At 71.4% G+C, this 24,472-nt stretch carries 22 protein-coding genes; 11 read left to right on the top strand and 11 right to left on the bottom strand.

Features of this window, described 5'->3' with window-relative positions; genetic code table 11:
* Positions 1-7 precede the first annotated feature (7 nt).
* The gene (locus BM424_RS26210) at positions 8-583 is read left to right on the top strand and encodes a TetR/AcrR family transcriptional regulator (protein ID WP_093423369.1); all 576 of its coding nucleotides are present in this window, start codon (positions 8-10) and stop codon (positions 581-583) included.
* A 123-nt stretch (positions 584-706) separates the two neighbouring features.
* On the opposite strand, the gene ssuE is transcribed toward BM424_RS26210, so the two are convergent.
* Positions 707-1,267: an NADPH-dependent FMN reductase gene (ssuE, locus tag BM424_RS26205; protein ID WP_093423366.1), complete on the bottom strand. Its 561-nt coding sequence runs from the start codon at positions 1,265-1,267 to the stop codon at positions 707-709.
* A gap of 316 nt (positions 1,268-1,583) precedes the next feature.
* Between ssuE and BM424_RS26200 the strand changes: the two genes are divergently transcribed.
* The 4 genes from BM424_RS26200 to BM424_RS26185 all read left to right on the top strand — a co-directional run bounded on the left by BM424_RS26200 (position 1,584) and on the right by BM424_RS26185 (position 5,864).
* Complete coding sequence (locus tag BM424_RS26200) at positions 1,584-2,828, top strand: aminotransferase family protein (protein WP_093423364.1); 1,245 nt, start codon at positions 1,584-1,586, stop codon at positions 2,826-2,828.
* 388 nt (positions 2,829-3,216) lie between these two features.
* Complete coding sequence (locus BM424_RS26195) at positions 3,217-3,726, top strand: histidine kinase (protein WP_093423361.1); 510 nt, start codon at positions 3,217-3,219, stop codon at positions 3,724-3,726.
* A gap of 78 nt (positions 3,727-3,804) precedes the next feature.
* Entirely contained in the window at positions 3,805-5,622 is a 1,818-nt protein-coding gene (locus BM424_RS26190; protein ID WP_093423359.1) for a transketolase, read from the top strand.
* A 41-nt stretch (positions 5,623-5,663) separates the two neighbouring features.
* Entirely contained in the window at positions 5,664-5,864 is a 201-nt protein-coding gene (locus BM424_RS26185) for a DUF2795 domain-containing protein (protein WP_093423356.1), read from the top strand.
* Positions 5,865-5,880: 16 nt separating this feature from the next.
* Here BM424_RS26185 and BM424_RS26180 read toward each other — a convergent pair whose 3' ends face one another.
* Both BM424_RS26180 and BM424_RS26175 read right to left on the bottom strand, forming a co-directional pair.
* The gene (locus tag BM424_RS26180; protein WP_093423354.1) at positions 5,881-6,159 is read right to left on the bottom strand and encodes a DUF3040 domain-containing protein; all 279 of its coding nucleotides are present in this window, start codon (positions 6,157-6,159) and stop codon (positions 5,881-5,883) included.
* Between the two features lie 211 nt (positions 6,160-6,370).
* On the bottom strand, positions 6,371-7,387 hold the full coding sequence (locus BM424_RS26175; RefSeq protein WP_093423351.1) for an MBL fold metallo-hydrolase: 1,017 nt from the start codon (positions 7,385-7,387) through the stop codon (positions 6,371-6,373).
* A 174-nt stretch (positions 7,388-7,561) separates the two neighbouring features.
* On the opposite strand from BM424_RS26175, the gene BM424_RS26170 reads away from it, so the two are divergent.
* The 5 genes from BM424_RS26170 (at position 7,562) to BM424_RS26150 (ending at position 13,521) form a co-directional block, all read left to right on the top strand.
* A complete protein-coding gene (locus tag BM424_RS26170) occupies positions 7,562-8,200 on the top strand; it encodes a FadR/GntR family transcriptional regulator (RefSeq protein ID WP_093423348.1) in 639 nt (212 codons plus the stop codon).
* A 65-nt stretch (positions 8,201-8,265) separates the two neighbouring features.
* A complete protein-coding gene (locus BM424_RS26165) occupies positions 8,266-10,119 on the top strand; it encodes a CocE/NonD family hydrolase (RefSeq protein WP_093423345.1) in 1,854 nt (617 codons plus the stop codon).
* Positions 10,116-10,961: a HalD/BesD family halogenase gene (locus BM424_RS26160; protein WP_093423343.1), complete on the top strand. Its 846-nt coding sequence runs from the start codon at positions 10,116-10,118 to the stop codon at positions 10,959-10,961. Before BM424_RS26165 ends, BM424_RS26160 begins: the two co-directional genes overlap by 4 nt.
* Before the next feature lie 17 nt (positions 10,962-10,978).
* Positions 10,979-12,733 carry a choline/carnitine O-acyltransferase gene (locus BM424_RS26155; protein WP_245776140.1) on the top strand — a complete coding sequence of 585 codons (1,755 nt, stop codon included), beginning with the start codon at positions 10,979-10,981 and terminating at the stop codon, positions 12,731-12,733.
* Positions 12,730-13,521: a hypothetical protein gene (locus BM424_RS26150; RefSeq protein WP_093423337.1), complete on the top strand. Its 792-nt coding sequence runs from the start codon at positions 12,730-12,732 to the stop codon at positions 13,519-13,521. The genes BM424_RS26155 and BM424_RS26150 overlap by 4 nt, the downstream gene beginning before the upstream one ends.
* Before the next feature lie 79 nt (positions 13,522-13,600).
* Here BM424_RS26150 and BM424_RS26145 read toward each other — a convergent pair whose 3' ends face one another.
* The 4 genes from BM424_RS26145 to BM424_RS26130 form a co-directional block, all read right to left on the bottom strand.
* Positions 13,601-15,364, bottom strand: coding sequence for an acetyl/propionyl/methylcrotonyl-CoA carboxylase subunit alpha (locus tag BM424_RS26145; protein WP_093423335.1), 1,764 nt, complete (start codon positions 15,362-15,364; stop codon positions 13,601-13,603).
* Positions 15,365-15,434: 70 nt separating this feature from the next.
* On the bottom strand, positions 15,435-15,674 hold the full coding sequence (locus tag BM424_RS26140) for an acyl-CoA carboxylase subunit epsilon (protein ID WP_093423520.1): 240 nt from the start codon (positions 15,672-15,674) through the stop codon (positions 15,435-15,437).
* 35 nt (positions 15,675-15,709) lie between these two features.
* Positions 15,710-17,350: an acyl-CoA carboxylase subunit beta gene (locus tag BM424_RS26135; protein WP_093423332.1), complete on the bottom strand. Its 1,641-nt coding sequence runs from the start codon at positions 17,348-17,350 to the stop codon at positions 15,710-15,712.
* A 201-nt stretch (positions 17,351-17,551) separates the two neighbouring features.
* Complete coding sequence (locus tag BM424_RS26130; RefSeq protein WP_245776139.1) at positions 17,552-18,751, bottom strand: TetR/AcrR family transcriptional regulator; 1,200 nt, start codon at positions 18,749-18,751, stop codon at positions 17,552-17,554.
* Positions 18,752-19,062: 311 nt separating this feature from the next.
* On the opposite strand from BM424_RS26130, the gene BM424_RS26125 reads away from it, so the two are divergent.
* Complete coding sequence (locus tag BM424_RS26125) at positions 19,063-20,409, top strand: DUF2252 domain-containing protein (RefSeq protein WP_093423327.1); 1,347 nt, start codon at positions 19,063-19,065, stop codon at positions 20,407-20,409.
* A 35-nt stretch (positions 20,410-20,444) separates the two neighbouring features.
* Here the strand turns inward: BM424_RS26125 and BM424_RS26120 are convergent, their stop codons facing one another.
* The 4 genes from BM424_RS26120 to BM424_RS26105 form a co-directional block, all read right to left on the bottom strand.
* Positions 20,445-21,122: a GNAT family N-acetyltransferase gene (locus tag BM424_RS26120; protein ID WP_093423324.1), complete on the bottom strand. Its 678-nt coding sequence runs from the start codon at positions 21,120-21,122 to the stop codon at positions 20,445-20,447.
* Between the two features lie 65 nt (positions 21,123-21,187).
* Positions 21,188-22,567 (bottom strand): type I glutamate--ammonia ligase, encoded by a 1,380-nt coding sequence (locus tag BM424_RS26115; RefSeq protein WP_093423322.1) that lies wholly within the window; start codon positions 22,565-22,567, stop codon positions 21,188-21,190.
* Between the two features lie 102 nt (positions 22,568-22,669).
* The gene (locus BM424_RS26110) at positions 22,670-23,272 is read right to left on the bottom strand and encodes an FMN reductase (protein ID WP_093423319.1); all 603 of its coding nucleotides are present in this window, start codon (positions 23,270-23,272) and stop codon (positions 22,670-22,672) included.
* Positions 23,269-24,372, bottom strand: a complete 1,104-nt coding sequence (locus BM424_RS26105) for an LLM class flavin-dependent oxidoreductase (RefSeq protein WP_093423317.1) — start codon at positions 24,370-24,372, stop codon at positions 23,269-23,271. The genes BM424_RS26110 and BM424_RS26105 overlap by 4 nt, the downstream gene beginning before the upstream one ends.
* Positions 24,373-24,472 lie beyond the last annotated feature (100 nt).

Raw genomic sequence — 24,472 nt, 5'->3', positions numbered from 1 at the left:
GAAACGCATGCCCAGCACGGGGTCGATCGAGGAGCAGCGCCGCGCCGCGTGCGCGACGCGGGAAACCATCCTGAAGGCGGCCAGGCGCCGGTTCTCGTCCTGCGGCTACGCCGACGTGACGCTGCGCGACATCGCCGCCGACGCCGAGGTCAGCGCCGCGCTGGTGGTGAAGTACTTCGGCAGCAAGGAAGATCTGTTCGCCCAGGCCTCGGGTTTCGAGAACGACGCCGAGCGGCTGCTGGACTGCGAGCTGGAGAACCTCGGGGAGCACCTGGTGCGCACGCTGCTCGACTACCACGAGCGCACCCAGGGCGATCCGCTGGTGCGCGCGATGTTCACCTCGTCCCGCCCGGCGGGTGGCAGCTTCCGGGACAACTTCGAGTCCCAGCTGGTCACCCGCCTGGCCGAACGCCTCACCGGCCCCCGGGCCCGGCTGCGCGCGGAACTGGTCTGCAGCCACCTCATGGGCCTCGGCGCCTCCCGCCTCGTCCTGCGCACCCGGGCGATCACGGCCGAACCCACCGAGGACCTGGTCGCCCTCACAGCCCCGCTCATCCAGAACTGGATCGACAACCCCCTCTGACCCGCAACCCCGGACCCCCGGGTCAAAAACCGCAGGATTCGTCGGGTCGAATCCTGCGGTTTTTGACCGGTCGAATACCGCAGGATTTGACCGGTCGAATCCTGCGGTATTCGTCCTGCGGGGTCAGGCGGAGCGGCCGAGGACCGTGGTGTGCGGGATTCCGTCGAGGGCCTTGGTGAACTGCTCGAGGACGTCGTCCAGGGGGTTGGCGCTGTCCTGGTGGATGGTGAGGCGTCCGTCGGCGAGGGTGAGGTGCTTGTCGAGCAGGAAGAAGCTCTGGACCGCGTGGCGGGCGCCGAGGGAGTGCACGACGGGGCGCAGCGCGTAGTCGATGGCCAGCACGTGGGCGACGCTGCCGCCGGTGGCCAGCGGCAGCACGGCCTTGCCCGCGAACCCGAACTGCGGCAGCAGGTCCAGGAACGACTTCAGCAGGCCGGAGTAGGCGGCCTTGTAGGTCGGCGTCGCCAGCACGATGCCGTCGGCCGCGGCGACCTGGTCCACCGCCGCGGCGATGGCCGGGTCGCTGACGTCGGCGCCGAGCAGCGCCTCGGCCGGCAGGGTGCGCACCCGCAGGTGCTCGGCGCTGCGACCGCTTGCGGTGAGCCGCTGGGCGAGGTGCTCGCCGACCTTCTCGGTCTTCGAGGTGCGCGACGGGCTTCCGGAGATGACCAGAACGGTGGACACGGATTGCTCCCCACTCGATGGTCCACTGTGGACCGCGTTCGGGATCCGCCTGGTGACGGCGTCCTCCCCTGACGATGCGATGCCGTCAGGAACGACAGGCGCCGGTCGTCACGAGCTGGAAGTCGACGTGCCTGCGCCTGGTGAACATCGAAGCGGTCACCGGCTCATCGTCCGGCCGGTGACGTTGCGGTGTCAACGAACGGACCCGCGTTCTCACCTGGCGGACGCGCGGCGCCGAACTTCCCGCCCCGCCCTCTGGTCATCCGGGGGTCCGGGCGACGAAGCTGTCGGGGTACCACGAAGGAGGCAGGAAACCATGTCATCAACCGCGCTGTGGCACCCGTTCGCGGACATGTTCGAGGTCAAGAGCAGCAGCTTCTGCGTCACCAGAGCCGAGGGGATCTGGATCTACGACGATTCCGGACGCCGCTACCTCGACGGGACCGCGAGCCTCTGGTACGCCAACGCCGGGCACGGTCGCACCGAGATCGTCGAGGCCGCCGCGGCGCAGATGCGCGAGCTGGAGTCCTACTTCGTCTTCAACGACTACACCAACCCGCCCGCCGAGGCGCTGGCCGCGCGGCTGGCCGAGCTCGCCCCGATGCCGAACGCCAAGATCTTCCTGACCACCGGCGGTGGCGAGGCGATCGACTCGGCGGCGAAGCTGGCCCGGCAGTACTGGTCGCAGCGCGGGCAGCCGCAGCGCACCCACATCCTCAGCCGCGGCAACGCCTACCACGGCACCAACGGCATGGGCACCAGCATCGGCGGCATCGAGGCCAACCAGGCCGGGTTCGGCCAACTGGTGCCCGAGACCGGCCGGGTCGCGCACGACGACGCCGAGAGCCTGCGCGAGGCCATCGAGCGCATCGGCGCGGAGAACGTCGCGGCGTTCTTCGCCGAGCCGGTGATGGGCGCCGGTGGCCTGTACCCGCCGGAGCCGGGCTACCTGGAGGCCGTCGCCAAGATCTGCTCCGAGCACGGCATCCTGTTCGTCGCCGACTCGGTGATCTGCGGCTTCGGCCGGGTCGGCAGCTGGTTCGGCGTGGAGCGCTGGGGCCTGCAGCCCGACATGATCACCTTCGCCAAGGGTGTGACCAGCGGCTACCTGCCGCTGGGCGGGGTGGTGGTCGCCGAGCACGTGGCCGAGCCGTTCTGGAACGAGCCGGGCCGGGTGTTCCGCCACGGCGCCACCTACTCCGGTCACCCGACGGTGGCGGCCGCGGCGCTGGCCAACCTCGACATCCTGGAGCGGGAGAAGCTGCTGTCCCGCGCCGACGAGCTGGAGCGCCCGCTGCACGAGGCCCTCCTGCAGGTCGCCGACCACCCGGCGGTGGCCGAGGTGCGCGGCGGCGTCGGCCTGCTCGGGGCCGTCGAGCTCACCGCCGAGCAGCTGCAGGCCGGTGCGCTCGGCACGCTGCAGAAGACGATCCGCGAGCTGGGCGTGATCGTGCGCCCGCTGGGCAAGGCGCTGGCGGTCTCGCCGCCGCTGATCATCACCGAGGAGGAGATCGGCCTCATCGGCAAGGCCTTCGCCGAGGGCCTCGACACCCTGGCCTGAGCCGCTCGGGGCCTGATCCGCTCGGGGCGGTCGCGACGCGCCGTGACCGCCCCGACACTCCCCGCGCCCGATCGTCGTTCACCTCCTCGGTTATTACCCGGGCCATCGGCCTGGAATGTCCCCGTTGTGGAACCGATACGTCCGGAGGTGGTCGCAATGCGCTTTCGTCACGTACGTTTTTCACCAGATCGTGCGTCGTCGCAGATGGAGAAGGCTGTTGACGGCGCGAGCGGTGTTCGCGACGGCCCGCCGAATCCCGGGTCGAGGAGCGAAGAACAAGGCCGAAAGCAAAAGGGGCCCCTGCGTACAAGCCACCCAGTAGAGTTGGCAAAATACGGCTTCCGGGTGATCGAAAGCGCAGCGGGGGCGGACGGAGGATCTCAACCAGGTGAACACTCAGACCGCACAAGTCGACGACCTGCGACTGATCGCGCTCCCCAGCGCGGTGAACTGCACCGAGATGTTCGTGCGGTTCTCCCTGGCCGAGTGGAGCCTGCGCGAGATGACCGACATCGCCACGCAGCTCACCGGTGCCCTGGTGACCGCGGCCGTGGACGCCGCCGACCAGAAGAACCCCGGATTCATCACCGTCCGCCTGCGCCTGAGCGGTGAGAGCCTCGTCGCCGAGGTGCAGGACGAGCAGGCCACCGTTCCCCCGCAGCTCGCGCCCGGTTTCGCCGACGGTCGCTGCGGCGCCACCGCGCTGCGCACCGGAGGCACCCTGGTGTGGTGCGAGATGCCGCTGCCCAGCGGCGTCAAGGCCGACTCGGTGCCGCTGCCCCGCCGCTCCCGCAAGAAGAACGCGATGGCCCCGCAGACCACCGAGGAGACCGCCGAGGTCGACCCCGAGGTCATCAAGCGACTGCTGTCCGGCCTCAGCAACGGCGGCCTGGACTGATCTCCCGCACCCCGCCGCCACCGGCGGGGTGACCAGGCCCTTGTTTCGCGACGCCGCGCGCTGGGCACCTTCCGGGGCATGGACCAGGCAATGTTCCGCTCCGAACTGGCACAGCAGCTGCGGGTGGACTCGGTGCGGGCCAGCACTGCCGCCGGGTCCGGCCACCCCACCTCGTCGATGTCGGCGGCCGATCTGATGGCCGTGCTGCTCGACGGCCACCTGCGGCTGGACTTCTCCCGTCCCGATCACCCCGCCAACGATCACCTGATCTTCTCCAAGGGCCACGCCTCGCCGCTGCAGTACGCCGCGTTCAAGGCCGTCGGCGCCGTCGAGGACGACGAGCTGCTGACCTTCCGCGCGTTCGGCAGCCGCCTGGAAGGCCACCCCACCCCGGTGCTGCCCTGGGTGGACGTCGCGACCGGCTCGCTCGGCCAGGGCCTGCCGGTCGGCGTCGGCCTGGCGCTGGCCGGCAAGCGGCTAGACCGGCTGCCCTACCGGGTCTGGGTGCTGTGCGGCGACAGCGAGATGGCCGAGGGCTCGGTGTGGGAGGCCCTGGAGCACGCCGGGCACGAGCAGCTGGACAACCTGATCGCGCTGGTCGACGTCAACCGGCTCGGCCAGACCGGCCCGACGATGCACGGCTGGGACCTGTCCTCCTACGCCGCCCGCGCCCAGGCCGCCGGGTGGCGGACGCTGGAGATCGACGGCCACGACCTCGACGAGATCGAGTCCGCGCTGGCCGAGGCCGAGCGCGGCGACGGCAGGCCGGTGATGATCCTGGCCGCCACCCAGAAGGGCAAGGGCGTCGCCGAAGTCGCCGACAAGCCCGGCTTCCACGGCAAACCCCTGGCCCACGCCGAGGAGGCGATCGCCGAGCTGGGCGGGCTGCGCGACCTGCGGGTCAAGCCGGTCGCGCCCGAGGACGCCGCGCCGCACGCGTTCGACACCGGCAACACCGGGTTGCCCGCCTACGAGGAGGGCACCGAGCTGGCCACCCGCAAGGCCTACGGGCAGGCGCTGGCGGCGCTGGGCGACCGGCGCGGGGACGTGGTGGCGATGGACGGCGAGGTGTCGAACTCGACCTTCGCCGAGCTGTTCCGCGACGCCCACCCGGACCGCTACTTCGAGATGTACATCGCCGAGCAGCAGCTGATCGCCGCCGCGGTGGGCATGCAGGTGCGCGGCTGGTGCGCGTTCGCCTCCACCTTCGCCGCGTTCCTGTCCCGCGCCTACGACTTCGTCCGGATGGCCGCGATCAGCAGGGCCGACCTGCGGCTGATGGGCTCGCACGCCGGGGTCGCCATCGGCGAGGACGGCCCGTCGCAGATGGCGCTGGAGGACCTCGCGGCGTTCCGCGCGGTGCACGGCAGCACCGTGCTCTACCCGTGCGACGCCAACCAGACCGCGCACCTGGTGGCGGCGATGGCCGATCAGCCGGGCATCAGCTACCTGCGCACCAGCCGGGGCGCGATGCCGGTGATCTACCCGCCGGACGAGGAGTTCCCCATCGGCGGCGCGAAGGTGGTCCGCGACGGCGCGGACGTGACGCTGGTGGGCGCGGGCGTGACCCTGCACGAGGCGCTCAAGGCCGCGGATCTGCTGGCGCACGAGGGCATCGGGGCGCGCGTGATCGACCTGTACTCGGTCAAGCCCGTCGACACCGCGACGCTGCGTCAGGCGGCGAAGGAGACCGCCGGTCTGGTCACCGCCGAGGACCACTGGCCCGAGGGCGGTCTCGGCGAGGCGGTGCTCAGCGCGCTGGCCGAGGACCCGGTTCCGGTGCGGCGGCTGGCCGTCCACGAGATGCCGGGGTCGGGCAAGCCGGCCGAGCTGCTCGGGCAGGCCCGCATCGACGCCACCGCCATCGCCGAGAAGGCCCGCGAGCTGGTGCCGTGAGGGTTCTCGCCCGCACCAGGCGGGCGGACGGAGGAGGAGTCATGGTCCTGGCCGATCGCGCGGAGATGCTGCAGGTGCTCGCCCACGTGCGGTTCCCGGCGACCAAGCGCGAGATCCTGCAGCAGTGCGAGGAGCTCGGGGCGAGCCCGGAGCAGCTCGACCGGCTCGACGGGTTGCCGGAGGGCACCTACGTCGAGGCGGACACGGCGCTGCAGTCGCTGCCGCACCCGATGCACGACTGACCGTCCACAACGGACGTCAGGTCTGCTCGTGCCGGCGGGAGGTGAATCCCGCCGCGATGACGCCTGCGGCGGTGATCGCACCGAGCGCCGCCGAGGTCCACACCAGCCCGCTGGCCAGGGAGAGCAGCGACAGCATCGCGGTCAGCGCCAGCGCCGTGCAGACCAGCACGCGGCGCAGCACGCCGGAGCCCCGTTCGCCCTCGAACCGCTCGAACTTCTCGGCGAGCTCCGGGTCTGCGGTGGCCAGCGCCGATTCGATCTCGGCGAGCCGGTCCCGCTCGTGCTTGCTCAACATGGCGAGCTCCTAGTGACGTCCCCATCGACCCCAACGAGGTTCGCTTTCCCCGACGGCAGAACCGGCCGGAGAGCTCATCCAGGCTCGCACGTGATCACCCGTCGGCTCTGCGCTGCAGTCGGGTGATTTCGGCGCGGCGGAGACCCCGCATCCGGTTACGGACCGTTGTCGATCACTCCGCAGCGCAGCCTCGGGGTCCGCCGGGGCGGTCTCAGGAGTAGTGCACGACGCCTTCGACGCGCTCGGCGCCGAGCTCGTCCTGGAGCACGAGGACGTCGAGGTGGGCGGCGGTTTCGAGCACCGCCATCATCTGGTTGAACACGTCGAGGTCGTCGAAGGCGCGTTCGCGGCGGGTCCAGGTCAGCGCGCGAGCGGCCTCGTAGGCGGTGCTCGCCCCGGCGGCCACGACCGCCGCGGTGGCCGTCAGCCGGGCGTCGTGGTGGGCCAGCAGCTCGTCGACGCGGTCGTGGACGCTGTCGGTGACCGGGCCGTGGGCGGGCAGCAGCCGCATGTCGGGAAGGCCGCGGACCAGCCGCAACGACGCGAGGTAGTCGCGCAGCGGGCTGGCGGTGGGCGCCTGCTCGAAGCCGATGGACGGGGTGATGTGCGGCAGCACGTGGTCCCCGGCGAACATCAGCCCGGCCTGCTCCTCCAGGAACACCAGGTGCCCGCGGGTGTGGCCCGGGGTGGGCAGGGCTCGCAGGGTCCGGTCGGTGAGCCCGAGGTCGCTGCTCGCGTTGATCCAGGCGTCGGGCTTCTCCCAGATGTGGCTGCGCGATCCCTGCTCGCGCAGGCTCAGCAGCGTGTCGCGGACGGGTTTGGCGCCGTGCTCGGCCAGCAGCTCCAGCTGGCGGTCCATGGAGCGGTGCTCGGGCGACATCAGCCGCTCGAGGGTGTGCCGCTCCTCCTCGCCGAGCAGCACCTCGGAGCCGTACTCGCGGCGCAGCGCCAGCGCCTGCGTGTAGTGGTCGCGGTGGGCGTGGGTGACCAGGAAGCGCGTGATGTCGCCGGGTCCGGCGCCGATCTGGGCGAGCGCGGCCACCAGCTGCTCGCGGGACTCCTCCAGTGCCCAGCCGCCGTCGACGAGGGTCAGCGCGTCGCCGTCGGCGATGGCGTAGACGTTGACCGCGCGCAGGCCGTCGTTGGGCAGGGGCAGCGGGATGCGGTGCACGCCCGGGGCCACCTCGAACGCGCCCGGCTCCATCCACTCGTACCGCGAGTTGCTCATGGTCCGACCTCCAGACACCCGATCCATCAGCTCTACCACACATACCAACCGGTTGGTGTGTGTCCGCGCTCACTCATGCAGTAGACTCATCCGATCCGGATCTTCGAGGTCCACTGTGGACGCCGGTCCCCGGTTGCCGAGTCGTCGTCGGAGTCGAGAACGGGCGGAGACCGCGTGTCGTTGCCGGAAGAGCTGGCCGAGCAGCTCCTGGGGTCGATCATCGACGGGACCTACCCGCCCGGCGGCGCGCTGCCGTCCGAACCCGAGCTCGCCGAGCTGTTCACGATGAGCAGGCTGACCGTGCGCGAGGCGATCAAGGCGCTGCGGGTGCAGAACGTGGTGCGCATCGAGCGCGGTCGCGGCACCTACGTCAATCCACCGGCGGAGTGGAGCTCGCTGCACCCGATGATCCGGGCGGCCACCTCCCCCGGCGCCGATCCGGACGTCGCGAGCGACGTGCACGAGGCCCGGCGGATGCTGGAGGCCGGCGTCGCCGAACTCGCCGCCCTCAACCGCACCGAGGCCGATCTGCGGGAGCTGCGCGAGCAGGTGCGCGCGATGCGCGCGAGCGACGACCCCGCCTGCCGCTCCGCCGCCCACCTCGCCTTCCACCAGGCGGTCGTGCGCGCGACCGGCAACGCGTTCGTGCCGCTGCTGTTCGAACCGTTCACCCGCGTGCTGTCCGGCCTTCCGGTGGAGACCGACGACGAGGCGATCACCCGCCACGAGCGGCTGCTGGGTGCCATCGAGGCCCGCGATCCGGCGTCCGCGCGCCGATTCATGGCCGCCCACCTGCACTTCCACGTCATCTAGGTGTGATCCGCGTAACCTCCCGGGGAGCCGGTCGTTGATCTCCCGGACATCCTGGGAGGTCTGAAATGCGCCGTTCGTTATCGGCTCTTCTGCTCGCGTTGCTGACCGTTCTCGCCGGTGTGACCGCCGCCGACGCCACGCCGGTGTCCGGGTGGACCGCCCGGGGTGAGGACTACCCCGGTTCGGTCATCGAGACCGACGTGCCGGTGACGATGTCGGACGGCACCGTGCTGCGGGCCGATGTGCGGCGCCCGGCCGACGCCGAGGGCAGGCCGGTCGAGGGCCGGTTCCCGGTGCTGCTGACGATCATCGCCTACAACAAGAACGTCATGAGCGGTCCCGCTTCGAGCGCGGTCGGCGGCGAGCCCGACTACTTCGTCCGGCGCGGCTACGTGCACGTCTCGGTGGACGCGCGCGGAACCGGTTCCTCCGGCGGTGACTGGCAGGCCTTCAGCGCGCGGGAGAACGCCGACTCCGGGGAGATCGTGAACTGGGCGGCCTCGCCCGAGCGCCCCTGGAGCAACGGCGCGGTCGGCATGCACGGCGCCTCCTACATGGGCATCAACCAGCTCTTCGCGGCGGGCAACCGGCCGCCGGGCCTCAAGGCGATCTTCCCGCAGGTTCCCGCGATGGACACCTACCGCGACGTGGTCGCCTCCGGCGGCGCGCTCGACGTCGGGTTCATTCCACTGTGGATGGGACTGGTGACCGGAACCGGCCTGATCCCACCGGCTTACGGCCCCGGCGAGCCCGACAACGCGCTGCAGATGTACCTCGACCGCGTCCAGGGGGCGACGAGCTTCACCGCGCCGACGCTGCTGGAGGCCACCCTCGGGCTCAACGCGGCCTTCGACGGCCCGTTCTACGCCGAGCGCTCCCCCGCGAGCGTGGTGGACCGCATCGACGTGCCGACCTTCCTCGTCGGCGGCGAGTACGACCTGTTCCAGCGCGGCACCCCGATGGTCTTCGACGCGCTGCGGCAGCGCGGCGTCCCGGTGAAGATGATCTTCGGCCCGTGGGACCACCTGCAGGGCGCCGGTGACGAGGTCCCGGCCGCCGGCTACGGCACGCTGCAGGAGCTGCAGCTGCGCTGGTTCGACCACTACGTGCGCGGCCAGGCAGACCCGGCCCTCGACACCGACATCCCGCCGCTGACCTACCACGAGATCGGGTCCGGGCAGTGGTACAAGGCCGACCAGTGGATCGGCGAGCAGCGCGCCCGCAGCTTCGAGCTCTCCGGCACCTCGCTGCCCGGCGCTCCCGGCCGGCTCGTCGACGCCGACCCGCAGCCCGGCCGGACCGAGGTCGCACCGGTGCCGGTGTCCGGGCTCTGCACGCGCTCGACCAACCAGTGGACCGCCGGGATGCTCAACGCCACCGGGATCAGCCGCCTCTGCGAGGACCACCGCTGGAACGACCTGTCCGGCGCGGTGTTCGAGACCGCACCGATGACCGAGGCGATGCGGATGCGCGGGCCGATCAACGCCCACCTGCAGACCTCCACGCCGACCGGCAACGGGATGCTGTCGGTGTCGGTGTCCTCGGTGGCGCCCGACGGCAGCGTCGACCGTCTCACCGGCGGCTGGCAGGTGCTCTCGCACCGCGCCCTCGACCCGGCGCGCTCCCGCTACCTCGACGGCGAGCTGATCCAGCCGTTCCACCCGTTCACCAAGCAAGCCCAGCGCACCATGCGGCCCGGCGAGGTCGAGCCCGTCGACGTCGAGATCTTCCCGACCGGCGCGGTCATCCCGCCCGGCCACAAGCTGCGGATCTCGGTGCAGGCCTTCGACGTGCCGCACCTGCTGCCCACCGTCCGGGACCTGCCCGCGGCGCTGTCGCCCGTTGCCATCCACACCTCGCCGGAGCATCCTTCGAAGATCACCCTGCCCGTCGTCCCGGCCACGGAGGGAACCCGATGACCGCTGCGGTGACCGACATCGTCGACACCGACCGCTACCCGCTCACCGACCCCGGCGGCCCCGGCTGGCGCGCCGCCGTCGAGTCCGCGCGCGCCGAGCTGGCCGTGGACGGGTGCAGCGTGCTGCGCGACTTCGTCGCCGCTGAGCACCGGGAGGCGCTGCGCACCGAGTGCGCGGGCCTGGCCGACCGCGCCTACTACGAGGAGCAGACGGTCAACGTCTACAACACCGCGCCCGACGCCGACCTGCCCGACTGGCACCCGGGCAAGCGGACCACGGTGCGCGGCAACGCCTTCGTGGCGCGCGAGGACATCCCCGCCGAGCACCTCATCCACCGGCTCTACACCGACGAGCTGTTCCAGCGGTTCCTCGCCGAGTGCCTGGGGCTGGAGCGGATCCACCCGCTGGAGGACCCGCTGGCCGGGCTGGTGGTCAACATCGTCAACCCGGGCAAAGAGCACCCGTGGCACTTCGACACCAACGAGTTCGCGGTCAGCATGCTCACCCAGCAGCCGCAGGGCGGTGGCGTGTTCGAGTACTGCCCGCACATCCGCTCAGCCGAGTCCGAGAACTTCGCCGACGTCGGTGCCGTGATCAGCGGCGACAGCCGGGACCAGGTGCGTGCGCTGCCGCTGCGGCCCGGTGACCTGCAGCTGTTCCACGGCCGCTACGCGCTGCACCGGGTCAGCGCCGTGGAGGGCGAAGTGGCCCGGCACTCGGCGATCTTCGCCTACAGTGATCGTCCTGGGGTGGTGGGCACCGCGGAGCGCACCCGGCAGCTGTTCGGCCGGGTCACCGAGGCGCACGGCACCACCGCCCGCACCGACGACCTGCTCGACTAGTGAACGACGAGGTTGCTTTGAGCACCAGCACTTTCGGCAACGAGGACTCCCTGCCCCGGATACCGCTGCCCGCGCTCGCCGACAGCTCGGAGCGGTTCCTGCAGTGGTGCGCGCCGCTGCTGACCGAGGAGGAGCTGGCCACCACCCGGCAGGCGGTGGCCGAGTTCCTCGCCTCCGACGAGACCGCCGAGCTGCACGCCTCGCTGGCGGCCTACGCCGGTCAGGACGACGTGCACAGCTGGCTCGACGAGTTCTGGCGGGACCGCTACCTGGGCCGCCGGGACCGGATCGCGCTCAACGCGAACTTCTTCTTCCTGTTCAACGACACCGACGACGACCAGATCTCCCGCGCGGTGCGGCTGATCACCGCGGCCGTGGACCACAAGCTGGCGCTGGACGCCGAGACCGTGCCGCCCACGACGCGGCGCGGTCAGCCGCTGTCGATGCAGCAGCACCGGTACCTGTTCTCCACCACCCGCATCCCTCGGCCCGAGCGGGACGGCGTGCGGGCGCCCCACACGCCCGAGCAGCCGGGTCCGACCCCGGCACGGCACATCGCGGTGTTCTTCCGCGGCAACGCCTTCCGGCTCGACGTGATCGGCGCCGACGGAGCTCCGCACTCCCCCGACGAGCTCGCCGAGGCGCTCCGCCGGATCGCCGAGACCCCCGACCGAGGTCCCGGTGTCGGGGCGCTGACCAGCCACGACCGGGTTCGCTGGGCGGCGAACCGGGAGGCGCTGCTGGTCGACAACACCGCCTCGGTGGACGTCATCGAGACGGCGCTGTTCTGCCTGGCGCTGGAGCACGAGCAGCCCGCCGACCTCGACGCGAAGTGCAAGCAGCTGCTGGCCGGGGACCCGACCGACCGCTGGTTCGACAAGGGCGTCACGCTCATCGTGTTCCCCGACGGCGCGGCCGGCATCAACGGCGAGCACTGCCTGCTCGACGGCACCACGATCGTCGAGTTCGTCGACTCGCTGATGTCGGGCACCACCGAGTCGCACGCGCGGGCCTCCGGCGCCACCGCCCAGGGCGTGCCGGAGCCCCGCGCGCTGGAGTTCCGCTTGTCGCCGGAGCTCGCGGGCGAGGTGGAGGCGGCCACCAAGGACTACCTGGCCTACGGCGAGGCGACCGCGACCCGCACCGCGCGCTTCGACGACTTCGGTTCCGAGCGCGCCAAGGCGCTCGGGGTCTCGCCGGACGCGTTCGTGCAGATGGCCTTCCAGCTGGCGCACCGGCGGTCCAAGGGCTTCACCGGCGCGACCTACGAGTCCATCGCCACCCGGCACTTCCACCACGGGCGCACCGAGGCGATGCGGGTGGTGACCCCGGAGGTCCTGGAGTTCGTGGCCGCGATGGACGACGCCGAGACCTCCCGGTCCGAGCGGGCCGAGGCGTTCCGGCGGGCCGCCGACGCGCACGTCACGCGCGCCAAGGAGTGCCAGGCCGGGGACGCGCCCGAGCAGCACCTGTGGGAGCTGCAGCTCATCGCGGCCCGGCGCGGGCAGGACTTCTCCCCCGCGCTGTACTCCTCGCCGGGGTGGCGCACGATGCGCGACGACTACCTGAGCACCAGCGCCGCGCCGTCGGTGAACATCCAGTACTTCGGGTTCGGCGCCACCAGCGAGCACTGCATCGGGGTGGCCTACGTGCTGCTGCCGCGGAGCTTCCACGTGCACCTGAGCACGCCGCGCACCGTCGGCGAGCAGATGACGCTGTTCGCCGAGCAGCTGGGCCGCGCGATCGACGAGTTGTCCGACCTGGTGTCATGAGCCGGACCGGGGATCACAAGGCCGACTTCAGCGACATCTACGCCCGGCCGGACCCGCGGGCGTACGTCTCGACGCTGAAGCGGTTCGAGTACCAGATCCCGCAGCGCGCCACCCCGATCTTCCGCGAGGTGATCGGGGCGGCGCGCCCCGCGCGCGTGCTCGACGTCTGCTGCTCCTACGGCATCAACTCGGCCCTGCTGAAGTCCTCCGGCGATCTGGACTCGGTGCTCGACCGCTACACCGGTCCGGCGGCGGCGCGGTCGACCACCGCCGAGCTGGCCGAGGCCGACCGGCGAGAGCTGGACTCGGATCTCGACATCATCGGCCTGGACGTCTCCGAACCCGCGATCGCCTACGGCCGCCGGTCCGGGCTGCTCACCGACGGCTGGGCGGAGAACCTCGAAACCACCGATCCCTCACCGGAACTCGTCAAGGGCGTCGCCGACACCGGCGTGATCATCTCCACCGGCGGGGTCGGCTACGTCGGCCTGCCGACGTTCCAGCGACTGCTCACCGCGATCGAGCGGCCGGAGCAGCTCTGGCTGGCGATCTTCGTGCTCCGCGTCTTCGACTACGGCGACATCGCCGCGCTCCTCGCCGACCACGGCCTGACCACCGAGCGCTTACCCGGCACCTACCCCCAACGCCGCTTCGCCGACGAGGCCGAACGCCGGGCCGCCGTCCACGACGTCGAGCGCCAGGGACTCGATCCCGAGGGCAGGGAAGCCGACGGCTGGTACCACGCCCACTGCTACATCAGCCACCCCGAGGGCGAATCCCTACCCTGACCCGTTCTGCGGAAACGCAAGGGGCGCAACGCGTTCCGGCCCCGGAGGGTCCTCCGGGGCCGGAACGCGGGAGTGCGGGTTACTTGATCTCGCAGAGGGTGGTGCCCTGGGTGACGGAGTCGCCGGGCTTGGCGGTGAGGCCGGTGACCGTGCCCGCCTTGTGGGCGGTGACCGGGTTCTCCATCTTCATGGCCTCCAGGACGGCGATCTGGTCGCCCTCGGCGACCTCCTGCCCGTCCTCGACGGCGACCTTGACGATGGTGCCCTGCATCGGCGCCGCCACCGCGTCACCGGAGGCCGCGGCGCCCGCCTTCCCGCCGGAGCGCTTGCGCGGCTTGGCCTTCGCGGCCGGAGCCGCCGAGGGCGCCGCGAACGCCGCGGGCAGGGAGACCTCCAGGCGGCGACCGCCGACCTCGACGAGGATCGTCTGCCGCTCCTCGGCCTCCTCACCGGCCTCGACGCCACCGGTGTGCGGCTCGATGGTGTTGTCGAACTCGGTCTCGATCCACCGGGTGTGCACGGTGAACCCGTCCTCGCCGACGAACGCCGGGTCGCGCACGATCGCGCGGTGGAACGGCAGGACCGTGGCCATGCCCTCCACCTGCATCTCGTCGAGGACGCGGCGGGCGCGCTGCAGCGCCTGCTGCCGGTCGGCGCCGGTGACGATCACCTTGGCCAGCAGCGAGTCGAACTGGCCGCCGATGACGCTGCCGGTCTCCACGCCCGCGTCCACCCGCACGCCCGGGCCCTGCGGGGCCACGAACTTGGTGACGGTGCCCGGGGCCGGCAGGAAGTTGCGGCCGGCGTCCTCGCCGTTGATGCGGAACTCGATGGAGTGCCCGCGCGGCTCCGGGTCGGCGCCCAGGTGCAGCTTCTCCCCCGCCGCGATGCGGAACTGCTCGCGCACCAGGTCGATGCCGGTGGTCTCCTCCGACACCGGGTGCTCGACCTGCAGCCGGGTGTTGACCTCCAGGAACGAGATGGTGCCGTCCTGGCCGACCAGGAACTCGACGGTGCCCGCGCCGTAGTAGCCGGCCTCGGCGCAGATCGACCGGGCGGCCTCGTGGATGCGGCTGTGCTGCTCGGCGCTCAGGAACGGCGCCGGGGCCTCCTCGACGAGCTTCTGGTGGCGGCGCTGCAGCGAGCAGTCGCGGGTGCCCACCACGATGACGTTGCCATGCTGGTCGGCCAGCACCTGCGCCTCGACGTGGCGCGGGCGGTCGAGGTAGCGCTCCACGAAGCACTCGCCGCGGCCGAACGCGGTCTCGGCCTCGCGCACGGCGGAGGCGAACAGCTCCGGGATCTCCTCGATGCTGCGCGCGACCTTCAGGCCGCGACCGCCACCGCCGAAGGCGGCCTTGATGGCCACCGGCAGCCCGTGCTCCTGGGCGAAGGCGACGACCTCGTCGGCGCCCGGCACGGGGTCCTTGGTGCCGGGCACCAGCGGCGCACCGGCGCGGGTGGCGATGTGCCGGGCGGTGACCTTGTCACCGAGGTCGCGGATGGCCTGCGGCGACGGGCCGATCCAGATCAGGTTCGCGTCCAGCACGGCCTGGGCGAAGTCGGCGTTCTCCGACAGGAACCCGTAACCGGGGTGCACGGCGTCGGCGCCGGAGCGCTTCGCGACGTCGATGATCTTCTCGATGTTCAGGTACGACTCGCCGGGCGTGGCACCGCCCAGCGCGAAGGCCTCGTCGGCGAGCCTCACGTGCTGCGCGTCGGCGTCCGGCTCGGCGTAGACCGCGACGGAGGCGATGCCCTCGTCCTGGCAGGCGCGGATGACCCGCACCGCGATCTCACCGCGGTTGGCGATCAGGACCTTGCTGATCGGCGTCACGTCCACAGTGGTCAACTCCTCATCTTCCCGGCGCGACGCCGGAGCAGGCGGAAAAGTTCAAGGCTGGCAAGGGGGTTCAGCCCGGAAGGCCGGACGCGCGCCACGCGTGCGGACCCGGCCGCAGCGGTCGGCGCCCCGCCGGGTGGCGCAGCGACGAGGCCGGGTCGCCCCACAGCGACATCGGCTTCGCCCCCTCCTCGGGAGCCTGCGCGGCGGCCGCACCGGCCAGCGCCGCGGTCAGCGCGGCGACCTCGACGTCGTCGGGATTGCCGCGCACGATGCGCAGCACCGGCCGCTGCGGCGTCTGCTCGCTCATCGATCGCTCCTCCTCGTCGACGTTCACCGGACCGGTCACAGCGGGATGTTGCCGTGCTTCTTGGCGGGCAGGCTCGCCCGCTTGTCCCGCAGCATCCGCAGCGAGCGGGCCACGTAGCCGCGGGTGAACGAGGGCGGGATGACCGAGTCCACGTACCCGCGCTCGGCGGCGGTGTAGGGGTTGCAGAGGGTGTCCTCGTACTCCTGCTGCAGGTCCGCGCGCAGCGCCTCGACGTCCTCGCCGTTGGCGGCGGCGTCGGCGAGCTGCCGCCGGTAGAGGATGTTGGCCGCGCCCTGGGCGCCCATCACCGCGATCTGCGCGGTCGGCCAGGCCAGGTTGATGTCGGCGCCGAGGTGCTTGGAGCCCATCACGTCGTAGGCGCCGCCGTAGGCCTTGCGGGTGATCACGGTGACCAGCGGGACGGTGGCCTCGGCGTAGGCGTAGAGCAGCTTGGCACCGCGCCGGATGATGCCGTTCCACTCCTGGTCGGTGCCGGGCAGGAAGCCGGGCACGTCGACGAAGGTCAGCACCGGGATGTTGAAGGCGTCGCAGGTCCGCACGAAGCGGGCCGCCTTCTCGCTGGCACCGATGTCGAGGGTGCCCGCGAACTGGGTGGGCTGGTTGGCCACGATGCCCACCGGCTGGCCCTCGACGCGGCCGTAGCCGGTGATGATGTTCGGCGCGAACAGCGAGGAGACCTCCAGGAACTCCTCGTCGTCGACCACGGTCTCGATGACCTTGTGCATGTCGTAGGGCTGGTTCGGCGAGTCCGGGACCAGCGTGTCGAGCTCGCGGTCGGCGTCGGTGATCGCGTCGGCGATCGCCCCGGCACCGGTGTCGGCGCCCTCGAAGACCGGCGCCTCGGAGAGGTTGTTGCTCGGCAGGAACGACAGCAGTTCCTTGACGTAGGCGATCGCGTCGTCCTCGTCGGAGGCGAGGTAGTGCGCGTTGCCCGAGCGCGAGTTGTGGGTGTGCGCGCCGCCGAGCTCCTCGAAGGTGACGTCCTCGCCGGTGACGGTCTTGATCACGTCCGGACCGGTGATGAACATGTGCGAGGTCTTGTCGACCATCACCGTGAAGTCGGTGATCGCCGGCGAGTACACCGCGCCGCCCGCGCACGGGCCCATGATCAGCGAGATCTGCGGGATGACGCCGGAGGCGTGGGTGTTGCGCTTGAAGATCTCGGCGTAGAGGCCCAGCGCCGCCACACCCTCCTGGATGCGGGCGCCGCCGGAGTCGTTGATGCCGATCAGCGGGCAGCCGGTCTTGAGCGCCAGGTCCATGACCTTGACGATCTTCTCGCCGAAGACCTCGCCCAGCGAACCGCCGAAGACGGTGAAGTCCTGGGAGAACACGCACACCTTGCGGCCGTCGACGGTGCCGTAGCCGGTCACCACGCCGTCGCCGTAGGGGCGGTTCTCCTCCATCCCGAAGTTGGTGGAGCGGTGCCGCGCGTGCTCGTCGAGCTCGACGAACGAGCCCTCGTCCAGCAGCATGTCGATGCGCTCGCGGGCGGTCTTCTTGCCCTTCTCGTGCTGCTTGGCCACCGCGCGCGCCGAGCCGGCGTGCACCGCCTCGTCGTTCCGCCGGTACAGATCCGCGAGCTTGCCCGCGGTCGTGTGGATGTCCGGCACGTCAACCGGCGGCTGACCGACCGGCTCCGTCGCGCTGCTCATGCAACCAACCTGTCCTCGTGACACCTGTTCGGGACTGCCTGCGCGGTCCAGCGTCCGCGCGGATTCGCTCTCGCCGGAGATTAATTCGCCGATGATGATCGAGTCAACCGAGAAGTGAGCCGCCATTAGTCGGATCGACGCCGTTCGAGCTGGTTCTCCTGCCCTTTCCTCCGCTAAGTGAACGGCGGGTAGCGCGCAGCCTCAGCGCTCGACCGGGGTGTCGAGCATCAGCGCGGTGCCCAGCCGCAGCACCGCCCTGGCGTCCCGGACCGGACCGGTGCGCGCCATGTCGTTGGCCGCGGTCAACGCCGCCTGCACCAGGATCCGCGACCGGACGGGATCCAGCTCGGGACGCGCCTCGCACAGCAGTCCGACCCACTCGGCGACGTAGGAGTGCTGGGTCTGGCGCGCGCGGTGCCGCTCCTCGGCGGGCAGGTGGCCGACCTCGCTGACCAGGATGTCGATGAAGCCGCCGTGGTCGAAGGCGAAGCGGATGTAGGAGCGCAGCAGCGCGCGCAGCGCCTCGGCCGGATCGGACTTGGTGGCCAGCGTGCGCTCCAGGTCCACCTCCAGCCACGCGTTGCCGCGGGTGATCACGGCGCTGAGCAGCTCCTGCTTGCTGGCGAAGTAGTTGTAGAGGCTGGGCCCGGCGATCCCGGCGGCGGCGCCGACGTCCTCGGTGGTGACCTTGCCGTATCCGGCCTCGGCGAACAGCCTGCTGGCCGCGACCAGCAGCAACCGGCGCCGGGACGCCCGCCCGGCGAAGCGCTCGACCTGCTCGGGCTGAGCGTCGGGCCGGGCCGCGAGCTCCTGCGGCGGCCGCTGGCCGATGATCACCACCATCGCGCGCAGCAGCTGCTCGAACTCGCGCCGCGACAGCTGCACTTGGTGGTAGGACGGGCTGGTCAGGACGCTGAACATGCACCAGGCGCGGAACCGGGCGTCGGCGTCGGTCAGCTCGGGCCGGAAGGCCCGGGCGAGCCGGGCCAGCCCGCGCGCGACCTCGCGCAGCTCGCCGCGCAGCACGTCGCGGCGCTCCTCGGGCAGCCTGCGCGACTCCCGCTGCCAGAGCACGCCGAGCTGGCGGTGGTCGAGCGCGGCGGCGGCCAGCCTGCCCACGGTCTCGTCGAGGTCGCCGGTCTCGGCGGTGATCTCGACGAACGGGTGCAGCTCGTCGAGCACCACGTGGGTCAGCAGCTGCTGCTTGCCCGCGAAGTGCCGGTACAGCGCGGAGGACCCCACGCCCACGGCTTCGGCGATGTCGCTCATCCCGACCTGGTCGAAGCCGTCGCGGAAGAACAGCTCCGCGGCCGCGGCGGTGATCATCGCCCGCCGGTTCCGGGGCCGCGTGTTGCGCGCGGGAGGACTCCCCACCTCGGCCATCACCACCTCCGCTCGCACGGTCCCACCACCGGCCAGAGGCTATTTCCCCACCCCGACCGGAACAACCTCGCCTCACCTCGCGGTCAAATACCGCAGGATTCGACCGGTCAAAAACTGCGGTATTTGACCGGTCGAATCCTGCGGTTTTCGCCCTCGTTGCGGGGGTGGGGCCGGGGGCGGATACTCGTCGGGGCGCATCGGACTTCCGGTATCGCACCGGGAGTCCAGATTGTTCTATGTGGACGGATTGGCGTCTTCGAAAGGCGCGGAACACTCCGATAAACTGCGGTCACCCTCGTTGTCACTACTGTTCACAGTGGACGGAAATCATGTCCGAGCTCGCTCGAAGCCTCGGCGTCACCGACACCGACGCCCGCCGCGGGGAGATCGCCGACATCCTCGTCGACGCCTTCTCCGACCTCATGGAACGCAACCCGGCCGCGTTCCGCACCAAGTTCCGCAAGATGGCCGCCGACCCGTTCGCCTTCTACCGGGGCAGCGCGTGCCTGTTCTACGCCGACGTCAACCGGCTGACCGACCCGTGGGCCGACGAGCGCACCAGCCGCGTGTGGATCCAGGGCGACCTGCACGCGCAGAACTTCGGCACCTACATGAACGCCTCCGGCGTGCTGGTCTTCGACGTCAACGACTTCGACGAGGCCTACCTCGGGCACTTCACCTGGGACCTGCAGCGCTTCGCCGCGAGCCTGGCGCTGCTGGCCTGGAGCAAGGCGCTGCCCGACGGCGACATCGTCGCGTTCGTGCGCCACGCCGCCACCTCCTACCTGGACCAGGTGCGCACCTTCGCCTCCAGCGACGGCGACTCGGAGTACTCGCTGCGGCTGTCGACCACCGACGGCACCATCCACGAGCTGCTGCAGCAGACCCGGCTGCGCAGCCGCACCGAGCTGCTCAACCGGCTCACCGAGGCCGAGGGCTACGACCGGCGGATGCGCCGCGGCCCCAACATCCGCCAGCTCGACGACGCCGAGCGCGGCCGGGTCGAGGAGGCCTTCGGGCGCTACCTGGAGTCGATCCCGCCGGAAAACCGGATGCGGGACGTGGCCTACACGATCAAGGACATCGTCGGGTCCAGCGGTTTCGGCATCGGCAGCGCGGGCCTGCCCGCCTACAACATCCTCATCGAGGGCCCGACCGAGGCCCTGGAGAACGACATCGTGCTGTCGATGAAGCAGGGCAACGTGGCCGCGCCGTCGCGGGTGGTCACCGATGAGCGCATCCGCGCCCACTTCAAGCACCACGGGCACCGGACCGCGCTGTCGCAGCGGGCGCTGCAGGCCCACGCCGACCCGATGCTGGGCCACACCGAGATGGGCGGCGTCGGCTACCTGGTCGACGAGCTCTCGCCCTACGAGTCGGACCTGGAGTGGGGCGACCTGACCGAGCCGAGCGAGATCGTGCCGGTGCTGGACTACCTGGGCCGGGCGATCGCGAAGATCCACTGCGTGTCCGACGCGCAGTCGGACACCCAGCTGGTCGACTTCCAGGTCGAGGAGGCGATCCTCGACGTGGTCGGCGACCGGGAGAAGGAGTTCGTCGACTGGCTCGTCGAGTTCGCCCTGGGCTACGCCGAGGTGGTCCGCGACGACCACCGGCTGTTCGTCGACGCCTTCCGCCACGGCGAGATCGGCGGCGTCGCGGCGACGGCGAGCTGAGCCCGCGGGTGGCCCCCGGTCCGGGGGCCACCCGCTCAGGCGGGTGCGCGCATCGCCTGGAACACCGGGCGGCGGTGGATCCGGAAGCCCATCCGCTCGTAGAGGGCGATGGCACCGGTGTTGGTGTCCACGGCGTGCAGGAACGGCTGCGCGCCGCGCGCCCGGATGCCGGCGACCAGCGTCCTGATCAGCCGCTTCGCCAGGCCCCGGCCCTGGAAGTCGGGGTCGGTGCACACGGCGCTGATCTCGGTCCAGCCCGGCGGCCGCATCCGTTCCCCGGCCATCGCGACCAGCTTGCCGTCGTGGCGAATCCCCAGGTAGGTGCCGAGTTCGATGGTGCGCTGCTCGAAGGGACCGGGCTTGGTGCGCGCGGCCAGCTCGCGCATCTCCGGCACGTCGGCGGCGGTGAGCCGGACGGCTTCCGGGTCGGTTTCACCGGCCACGCCGTCGTCGATCATCTGCACGGCCGTCGCGTCCTCGAAGGTCTCCCAGCCGGCGGGCGGGGTGCGCGGTGGCCCGGTGATGATCAGGAACCCGCCCGGTCCCGCCAGCTTGGCCGCGTCCGCCCAGGCCGCCTCGTCGGGTTCGAGCGGCAGCCCCAGGAACGGCGAGACCGCCGACGGGTAGCGCAGCGCCTCTCCGGAGCGCTCGGCGAAGCGGGCGTGAGCACCGTTGAGCGAGTGCCACACCGGGTTGCGCAGTTCTTCGGACACGGTCCTCCCCGGGATGCTCGGTCGTTTCCGCTGAGCATCAACCGCTCGCAGACCCCGCTTGTTCCCTACCAGGTCCAGCGGGTGGCGGCGGCCAGCTCGCCGGGGGTGGCCTCGGCGAAGCGCTCGGCCTCTCCCCTGCGCACGGTGAGCAGCGCGTCGTGCAGCTCGGGTTCCAGCGCTTCGGCGAGCACTTCGGAGGCGGCCAGCGCGTCGGCGGCCTCGGCGGGGCCGGTGGGCAGGCGTTCGACTCCGGCCTCGGCACGGGCGGTGTCGGTGAGCAGCGCGGGGTCGCCGGTGATCTCGCCGGGCAGGCTCAGCTCCTCGCGGACTCCGGCGAGCCCGGCGGCGATCACCGCGCCCACCACCAGGTAGGGGTTGGCGGTGGCGTCGAAGCACTTGATCTCGGCGTTGGCGGCCCAGGACCGGGTGCCCTCGGTGCCGGTGATCAGCCGCAGCGCGGCCTCGCGCGTCTCGTGGCCCCAGGCCTGCCAGATCCCGGCCCAGCGGGACGGGCCCAGGCGCAGGAAGCTCGCGGGGTTGCCCGCGCCGATGGCCACCAGCGCGGGCAGTTCCCGCAGCACCCCGGCCAGGAACGCCTCCCCCACCGGTTGCAGGCCGTGCCGGCCGGAGCCGTGGGCGAACAGGTTCCCGCGGCTGTCGTGCGCCGACAGGTGCAGGTGGGCGCCGGAGCCCGCGCCGTCCGGGACCAGGCAGGGGGCGAAGCTGGCGCGCCAGCCGTGGCGGCGGGTGACCGCGCGGACGGTGTGCCGGGTGAGCACGGCGTCGTCGGCCGCGCCGACCGGGTCCTTGGCGGCCACCGACAGCTCGGCCTGGCCGAGCGCGTACTCGGGGTGGAACTGGAGCACGTCGAGGCCCTGCTCGCGCAGGGTGCGCACCAGCGCGAGGCCGTAGTCGGCCAGCGCCTCCAGCCGGACCTGGCCGTAGCCGGAACCGCTGATCGCGGGCACGAACTCGTCGAGGCCGGGTTCGGCCAGCACCCACTCGTGCTCGAACGCCGCGGAGATCGTCAGCCCGGCCGAGGCGGCCGCGGCGACCTGCCGGGCGGCGAAGGCGCGCTGGCAGGCGACGAAGCGCGGCCCGTCCTGGGTGAACTTGTCGGCCGGCGCCCAGGCCCAGCCGGGCATCGCCACCAGCCGGGTCAGCCGCGCGATGTCGGGGACCAGCCGCAGGTCGCCGTCGGGGCCACCGAGGTGGGTGCCGCGCAGCATCATGTCGTCGAAGGTGAAGGTCTCGAAGCACGGCGAGGCGCCGAGCCCGTGGCGGGCGATGTCGGGCAGCCGGTCCAGCGGCGCGGTCTTGACCCGCACGATGCCCGCGTTGTCCACGAAGGACAGTTCGACCAGCTCCACGCCCTCGGCCCGCAGCCGGGCCGAGGCGGGCACCAGCTCGGCGGGCTCCGCCGCCGGGATCCGATCGCCGCTCATCCACCCACGGTAGTCGGGTGGACACTCGGGGCGCAGCCGTTTCGGGTGCGAACGCGCGGAACTCCCGCCGCGGATCGCGACGGGAGTTCCGGGTTCGGCGCGTCAGTTCTGCTGCTGGGCCAGCAGCTGCTCGAAGGGCACGGGCTCCTCGAACGGGTCCGCGGCCTGCACCGCCGGGCGCTGGTCGATGAGCGCGGCCAGCTCGCCCGCGGCGCGTTCGACGCGGTCGGCCAGCGTGCTCTCGCCTCCGGTCGCCCAGTCCTCCGAAGCCGCGTAGACCGAGGTCGGCGCGACGACGGCGTGCAGGTAGGCGAACATCGGCCGCATCGCGTGCTCCAGCGCCAGCGAGTGCCGGGCCGAGCCGCCGGTGGCGCCGATGACCACCGGCTTGCCCGCCAGCGCGTCCTTGTCGAGCACGTCGAAGAACGACTTGAACAGCCCGCTGTAGGAGGCCTGGAAGATCGGGGTGACGGTGATCAGCCCGTCGGCCTTGCGCACCGCCTCCAGCACCTCCTCCAGCTCGGGGCTGGGGAAGCCGGTGACGAAGTTGTTGGCGATGTCCTTGGCGTGGTCCCGCAGCTCCACGACCCGGGTGGTGACCGGGGTCTGGCGCGCGGTGGCCGCGGCGAGGCGATCGGCCAGCATCCGCGTCGAGGACGGGTTGCTCAGCCCGGCCGAGATCACGACGATCTCGCGCTCGCTCATTTCGCGACCTCCTGCTTCTGCTCGTCCTGCTGCTTGGCCGCGAGCAGGGACTGGTGGGTGGGGGCGTCCGGCACGTGCGCGGGCTTGAGCTTGGCGAACTCCTCGCGCAGCACCGGCACGACCTCCTCGCCGAGGATGTCGAGCTGCTCCAGGACCGTCTTGAGCGGCAGGCCGGCGTGGTCCATCAGGAACAGCTGGCGCTGGTAGTCGCCGACGGTCTCGCGGAAGCCCAGGGTGCGGTCGATGACCTGCTGCGGGCTGCCGACGGTCAGCGGCGTGGCGGTGCTGAAGTCCTCCAGCGACGGGCCGCCGCCGTAGACGGGGGCGTTGTCGAAGTAGGGCCGGAACTCGCGGACGGCGTCCTGGGAGTTCTTGCGCATGAACACCTGGCCGCCGAGGCCGACGATGGCCTGGTCGGCCTTGCCGTGGCCGTAGTGCTCGAAGCGCTGGCGGTAGAGCCGCACCATGCGCTTGGTGTGCTCGGCGGGCCAGAAGATGTTGTTGTGGAAGAACCCGTCGCCGTAGTAGGCCGCCTGCTCGGCGATCTCGGGCGAGCGGATCGAGCCGTGCCAGACGAACGGCGGCACGCCGTCGAGCGGGCGCGGGGTCGCGGTGAACGACTGCAGCGGAGTGCGGAACTTGCCCTCCCAGTCGACCACGTCCTCCCGCCACAGGCGGCGCAGCAGCGCGTACTTCTCGATCGCCAGCGGGATGCCCTGGCGGATGTCCTCGCCGAACCACGGGTAGACCGGGCCGGTGTTGCCGCGACCCATCATCAGGTCGACGCGGCCGCCCGCCAGGTGCTGCAGCATCGCGAAGTCCTCGGCGATCTTCACCGGGTCGTTCGTGGTGATCAGCGTGGTGGAGGTGGACAGGATGAGGTTCTTCGTCTGGGCGGCGATGTAGCCGAGCATCGTCGTCGGGGACGAGGCCACGAACGGCGGGTTGTGGTGCTCGCCGGTGGCGAAGATGTCGAGCCCGACCTCTTCGGCCTTGAGCGCGATCCGGACCATCGCCTGAATGCGCTCGGCCTCGGTCGGGGTCCGGCCGGTGGTCGGGTCAGTCGTCACGTCACTGACCGAGAAGATCCCGAACTGCATGTGAACTCCCTACCTGAGCCCGAGCCCGCAGTCATTTGTTACGAGCTTCAACTACTTTCGGGAACGAGTCTTCCTTACGAAGTATTCCAGCGAAACCGCG

This window comes from Saccharopolyspora flava (genome assembly GCF_900116135.1).
In the GTDB taxonomy this organism is placed as follows: Bacteria; Actinomycetota; Actinomycetes; order Mycobacteriales; family Pseudonocardiaceae; genus Saccharopolyspora; species Saccharopolyspora flava.
This window is presented reverse-complemented; position numbering and strand designations above follow the sequence as displayed.

What these genes read in the sequence shown, in the direction of transcription:
- BM424_RS26210 (WP_093423369.1), top strand. Translation starts at nt 8, where the DNA reads ATGCCCAGCACGGGGTCGATCGAGGAGCAGCGCCGCGCCGCGTGCGCG.
- BM424_RS26200 (WP_093423364.1), top strand. Translation starts at nt 1,584, where the DNA reads ATGTCATCAACCGCGCTGTGGCACCCGTTCGCGGACATGTTCGAGGTC.
- BM424_RS26190 (WP_093423359.1), top strand. Translation starts at nt 3,805, where the DNA reads ATGGACCAGGCAATGTTCCGCTCCGAACTGGCACAGCAGCTGCGGGTG.
- BM424_RS26185 (WP_093423356.1), top strand. Translation starts at nt 5,664, where the DNA reads ATGGTCCTGGCCGATCGCGCGGAGATGCTGCAGGTGCTCGCCCACGTG.
- BM424_RS26180 (WP_093423354.1), bottom strand. Translation starts at nt 6,159, where the DNA reads ATGTTGAGCAAGCACGAGCGGGACCGGCTCGCCGAGATCGAATCGGCG.
- BM424_RS26175 (WP_093423351.1), bottom strand. Translation starts at nt 7,387, where the DNA reads ATGAGCAACTCGCGGTACGAGTGGATGGAGCCGGGCGCGTTCGAGGTG.
- BM424_RS26165 (WP_093423345.1), top strand. Translation starts at nt 8,266, where the DNA reads ATGCGCCGTTCGTTATCGGCTCTTCTGCTCGCGTTGCTGACCGTTCTC.
- BM424_RS26160 (WP_093423343.1), top strand. Translation starts at nt 10,116, where the DNA reads ATGACCGCTGCGGTGACCGACATCGTCGACACCGACCGCTACCCGCTC.
- BM424_RS26150 (WP_093423337.1), top strand. Translation starts at nt 12,730, where the DNA reads ATGAGCCGGACCGGGGATCACAAGGCCGACTTCAGCGACATCTACGCC.
- BM424_RS26140 (WP_093423520.1), bottom strand. Translation starts at nt 15,674, where the DNA reads ATGAGCGAGCAGACGCCGCAGCGGCCGGTGCTGCGCATCGTGCGCGGC.
- BM424_RS26135 (WP_093423332.1), bottom strand. Translation starts at nt 17,350, where the DNA reads ATGAGCAGCGCGACGGAGCCGGTCGGTCAGCCGCCGGTTGACGTGCCG.
- BM424_RS26125 (WP_093423327.1), top strand. Translation starts at nt 19,063, where the DNA reads ATGTCCGAGCTCGCTCGAAGCCTCGGCGTCACCGACACCGACGCCCGC.
- BM424_RS26115 (WP_093423322.1), bottom strand. Translation starts at nt 22,567, where the DNA reads ATGAGCGGCGATCGGATCCCGGCGGCGGAGCCCGCCGAGCTGGTGCCC.
- BM424_RS26110 (WP_093423319.1), bottom strand. Translation starts at nt 23,272, where the DNA reads ATGAGCGAGCGCGAGATCGTCGTGATCTCGGCCGGGCTGAGCAACCCG.
- BM424_RS26105 (WP_093423317.1), bottom strand. Translation starts at nt 24,372, where the DNA reads ATGCAGTTCGGGATCTTCTCGGTCAGTGACGTGACGACTGACCCGACC.